The 5027-nt window shown below is 41.6% G+C and carries 6 protein-coding genes; 5 read left to right on the top strand and 1 reads right to left on the bottom strand.

Annotation, left to right across the window (positions count from 1 at the left end; all coding sequences use genetic code 11):
• Positions 1–340: 340 nt before the first annotated feature.
• The 4 genes from KKH91_05830 (at position 341) to KKH91_05815 (ending at position 3594) form a co-directional block, all read left to right on the top strand.
• On the top strand, positions 341–631 hold the full coding sequence (locus KKH91_05830; protein MBU0952325.1) for a DUF485 domain-containing protein: 291 nt from the start codon (positions 341–343) through the stop codon (positions 629–631).
• Positions 632–658: 27 nt separating this feature from the next.
• On the top strand, positions 659–2584 hold the full coding sequence (locus tag KKH91_05825) for a cation acetate symporter (protein ID MBU0952324.1): 1926 nt from the start codon (positions 659–661) through the stop codon (positions 2582–2584).
• 65 nt (positions 2585–2649) lie between these two features.
• On the top strand, positions 2650–3015 hold the full coding sequence (locus tag KKH91_05820) for a hypothetical protein (protein ID MBU0952323.1): 366 nt from the start codon (positions 2650–2652) through the stop codon (positions 3013–3015).
• Between the two features lie 60 nt (positions 3016–3075).
• Positions 3076–3594, top strand: a complete 519-nt coding sequence (locus KKH91_05815; protein ID MBU0952322.1) for an OprO/OprP family phosphate-selective porin — start codon at positions 3076–3078, stop codon at positions 3592–3594.
• A 264-nt stretch (positions 3595–3858) separates the two neighbouring features.
• Here KKH91_05815 and KKH91_05810 read toward each other — a convergent pair whose 3' ends face one another.
• Positions 3859–4218, bottom strand: a complete 360-nt coding sequence (locus tag KKH91_05810; GenBank protein MBU0952321.1) for a hypothetical protein — start codon at positions 4216–4218, stop codon at positions 3859–3861.
• Positions 4219–4343: 125 nt separating this feature from the next.
• On the opposite strand from KKH91_05810, the gene KKH91_05805 reads away from it, so the two are divergent.
• Positions 4344–5027, top strand: a 684-nt coding sequence (locus tag KKH91_05805) for an AAA family ATPase (protein ID MBU0952320.1), incomplete at its 3' end; no start/stop codon positions are given.

Raw genomic sequence — 5027 nt, 5'->3', positions numbered from 1 at the left:
TTCATAAACCCTTGCCCCATATGTACTAAATGTGCAACTATGCACAAATAGTATACATCATATTTTAATGGACGTCAAGGTCTTCGTGATTTAGGGTTAAGCAAATTCAATTTTTGTGTTGAGAATTTGTTCTAAGTTTAATAATATCTTTGAATATTTCTTTTTGTTCTGTCTTGTTTTCAGAAGTTAAAGTTCGCAACTGACGTTCGGGTATTTCAAGATTATTTTGATTAATCTGTTTTGTAATCCAAGGGATAAAGGGTTATGGGTAAGGATACTAATTCATTAATAAATATTGTATAATTGAAATGGTTTTAAAAATACTTACATGGGGGGTTTTATGCATCATGGCAAAAGTACAGAATGGAAAAAAGACAACGCAGCATCACTGAAGGAGTTGCTGGGTAAATGGTTCTTTTTGTTATACTCGCTGGTGTATGCAGGTTTTATTTTTATCAATGTAATGAGCCCAAAATTCATGGGTATTGATGTAAGTAATTGGAATGTCGCAATACTTTACGGTATCGGTCTTATAACGCTTGCCATGGTGCTGGCTGCTATTTACAATCATATAAGCACGCATGCCGAAGAACTGCTGAATCCGAAGGAAAAAGACGATGAAAACAAATAATAAAATAAGGAACAAAGAGGAAAGACTATGAACTATATCGTTTCGCCATGGGCAATAGTGCTGTTTGTTGCTTTTATTTTTTCAGTTTTAGGCATATCGTACCATTTTGCCAGGAAAACCAAATCATCCAAGGGGTATTTCGCTGCTGGCGGCAACATACACTGGTCGGTCAATGGAATCGCGTTTGCAGGCGATTATCTTTCAGCTGCATCATTCCTGGGTATTTGCGGCATGATAGCGGTTTCCGGTTATGACGGTTTTTTGTACTCCATAGGATATTTAGCCGGTTGGATAGTCGCATTGTTTCTTGTCGCTGAGCCGGTTAAAAGATTGGGCAAGTATACTTTCACTGATGCTTTGGATGCAAAATTCAATTCAAAAGGAATTCAGCTCACAGCAGCAATAAGTACGCTCGTTGTGTCGGTATTTTATCTAATACCGCAGATGGTTGGCGCAGGGTCTCTGGTAACACCGTTGCTTGGCCTGCCTCATGAAGCGGGGGTTTTGCTGGTAGGAATAATTGTTATTATTGTAGTTGCTACAGCGGGCATGACATCTACGACGTATGTTCAATTTTTTAAAGGCGGCATGCTGATAATTTTCTCGATGACGCTTGTTTTTATGCTGTTTTCACGCGGCATATCAACAAAACCTGACCAGGGCGGAGATGTTAAGTTTCATGAATATAAAAAAATAACGGTTACAACAGTGTCTGATACTGCGGTAAAGATCGCGGATAAAACATATAAATTTGACAAGCTAATGCCGGCAGGTACAGGGAATTCGCAATCGATTTTTGTCAGGCTTACTAAAGACGGCAGGGATTCGATCTGGAAACTTAACGCAAAAGATAAAAAACTGGAAGAAACTTTATGGGTGACTCATAACCCGGATGGAACAAAGTTGTATAACGGCGGAAAGAAAGAAGAAGGATTGTTTTATCAGGTAGGGCATATGACTGAAATTGACGGGCAGTCCGGCGAATACCATACAGGTACTCTCAATATTTTCTCATTCATAGCCAAAATTAAAGATGGGATTGTGGTACGGTGGAGCAAGAACACATTAGTTGACGGACAAGTCAGGTATGACGTTTATTCCCAGAACCCGACGCCGGGAAAGGCGGTGCTAAAACCAGGCTTAAAATTCAAGGTAGACTCAGAAAAGGGAGCATTACCGAAGGATAAACTGGACTTTATCTCCCTGATGATAGCATTGTTTTTAGGTACCGCTGCTTTGCCGCACATCCTGATTCGTTATTATACTGTTCCGGACGCGCGCAGCGCCAGAAAATCGACTATCGTAGCTATTGGCGCAATCGGGTTGTTCTATTGTTTGACGCTTTACATGGGTTTAGGTGCTATGGTAAGCGGAGTCCTTGATCTGACTAATGACAACATGTCCGCGCCGCTACTGGCCAAATCATTCGGGGTTACTATTTTTGCGATTGTATCGGCATTAGCTTTTGCTACGGTATTAGGAACAGTCAGTGGGTTAATTGTCGCGGCTTCAGGCGCGGTAGCTCATGATATAATGGACAGGTTTATGGGCATGAATATGGAAGACAAGCACAAAGTGTTTGCAGGTAAAATTGCGGCTGTTTCCGTTGGTTGTATTGCGATGGTATTAGGTATTCTTTACAAGGGAATGAACGTATCGTACCTGGTTGGCTGGGCATTTGCTGTAGCCGCGTCAGCTAATTTTCCTGCAATTATTATGATACTGTTTTGGAAGAAAACCACGTCCAAAGGAGTTGTTGCTTCCATTGTAGTGGGCCTATGCTCAGCGATGGGATTAATACTTCTGTCACAGGAAACTTATAATAATGTGTACCATTTGGTGAATGTTAAAGCTCCGGTTCCGATTAATAACCCGGCGATTATTTCTGTGCCGTTGAGTTTTATTACTTTGTATGTTGTTTCCTTGCTGACACAGAAACAGCGAAATAAATAAATTCGCATGAATCACAAACTGCCGGGCTTTGAAAATTCCAGGGGAATATTTTAAGGAGGTTTTAAATGAGAAAGAGATTTATTGTGTTGCTGGTTTTATGTGGCGGTCTTTCAACGGTTTTTGGGCAGGTCCAATTCGGCGGTCTAGGGCAGGTGCAACTGGTAAACGACACTTCCAAGGCCGGTAAGGAATTATATTTTACAGTCAGACGCGCGCGTATTTTTGCCAAGGGCGATATTTCAAACAAAGTCGGGGTTTTCATGCAGATGGAAACCTGCACGGTGTTAACAAACATGCTTGACATGACGATCGACTATAAAGTGCCGCTGGTAGGAAAGATAGCAATCGGCCGTTTTGGTATTCCGCTGGGGTATCAGAACACGGTATCTCCTTTTAATTTGCATACTATCAATTCCTCGCAAGTTATCTAAAAGCTCGCTGGCGGCGGAGCAAAAGATTTTGGAGTAAGAGTAACGGGTAAATCAGGCAGTGTGGATTGGGTGCTGGCCGGTATAAACGGTTCAGATTTTAGCGCGATGTTGGCAAATGCGGAAGAAGACAATAACGTGAAAGATTTTGCAGGAAGGATTGGGTATTCTCCGTTAAATAATCTGTCAGGGGGCGTTTCCCTGTATAGCGGAAAAGCCACCGTTGCGGCACTCACAAGGAACAGGACCGGCCTTGATATTAAATACGAAGGCGGCCCCTATTATCTGCTTGCAGAATACATGACAGGAGAGAATGATGTTATAACCGCGCAGGGTTATTATGCCGAAGCGGGTTACAGGATATCCGACTTGCAGCCGGTAGTGCGTTATGATGTTTATGACGGGAATACCGCAGCTGCAGATAATAGCGAAATAACAATTACAGCCGTTGGCCTTAATTATTATCTGGGCGATAACGCGAAACTTCAGTTCATTTATGAAGGAAAGCTTGACAAAGCAGGCGTAGGATGGTCGGACGCCGATAATAACGTCTGGATTTTACAGACAGCGGTGAAATTCTGACCTATAGCAAAACGCTGGATAACAGGTATCGCCTTGCTTGAGATCGGTACGCAAAACCTGCTTATTTTCCGGGAAAAGCCCTGTAATTCCTTATAATTCTCAATAAAATAGGTTCTAAGTGCGTCAAGTTCGCGGAGTTTTTTGTATTTCGAACCAGTATAACTCAGCGCGATTGAGTTATTGTAGTTCGATTGTTATTAGGTCTTCTTTGTGGAAGACCTTTTTTTATTGAAATCGAAAATATTTTAAATTCATGGGCATAACTTACATTAACGCACTTAAGTTATTTACACAATATTCAGGCAAATCAGAAAAATAAACTTCCTTCCTGCCCTTTGCAACATTTACTATCAGACCCGTAACGCCTTTCCACATAACGGCCCAACTTCCTTGAAAATTGTTTTTGGTTCCTTTACGTATGTTCTGCAGGACATATTTTTCTGCTTGGTCAATCAGGTAAAAAAGGTCGCCCTCAAAATCCTTCATATCAAGCGGGGTTACAGTATCAATTGTTTCAAAAACTGCGCACCTTAATTTTGCATTGGGGAAAAATAACCGAGGTTTCTTACCGAAAAGAATAACAGAAGCATTCAGCAAACTGTCGTTTCTTGTAATAAGATTCAAGTTCTTCAGGGCGGTTTCTATCGAGGTATATTTTAACCTTAGCGGAACTGATATTGGTTAATTTTGCGTCTTTGCAAATTTCGATATTATTGACAAATATCTTAAAATGTAATATAATTCAAGTCATGAATAATAATCATTCAAGCAAAGAAACAGCGTACAGGCCTCGGATTGTTGCAGATTCCGTATCAAAAGCTGCTAAAGAAAGCCCTGTCATAGTGCTTACCGGCGCAAGACAGACCGGCAAAAGCACTCTTCTGAACAAGGATCCTCATTTTTCTGGATGGAAGTACTTCAGCTTTGACGACCTGTCGCTGGTAGCTCAGGCAAATTCAGATCCATCTTCGATATGGGAAGGTTTTGACAGGGTAATACTGGATGAGGTCCAGAGAGTCCCCGCAATCCTGTCAGCAATTAAACGGACGGTTGACAAAGACCGGCATTTGAAAAAGTTTATTCTCTCCGGGTCGGCTAACCTGCTTCTCATGAGCAGGGTAACAGAAAGCCTCGCAGGCCGGGCGTTATATTTCCCTCTGTACCCTATGACGCTTGCTGAAATAAGAGAAACAGAAATGACTGATATACTGAAAGACCTGCTTGATAATGTTCCCTTAAAACCAAAAGTTATCAAAGCGCCTAAGGAGAATCTGTTTAAACTGATGTCAAGAGGGTTTATGCCGCCTCTATTGCATATTTCTTTACCGGAGAATGTAACAAGATGGTGGGAAGGGTATATAATGACTTATCTGGAACGGGACCTGCGGCAGTTATCGCAGGTGGAATCCCTGGTTGATTTCAGAAATCTTATG

Source organism: Elusimicrobiota bacterium (assembly GCA_018816525.1).
Lineage (GTDB): Bacteria > Elusimicrobiota > Endomicrobiia > CG1-02-37-114 > XYA2-FULL-39-19 > OXYB2-FULL-48-7.
This window is presented reverse-complemented; position numbering and strand designations above follow the sequence as displayed.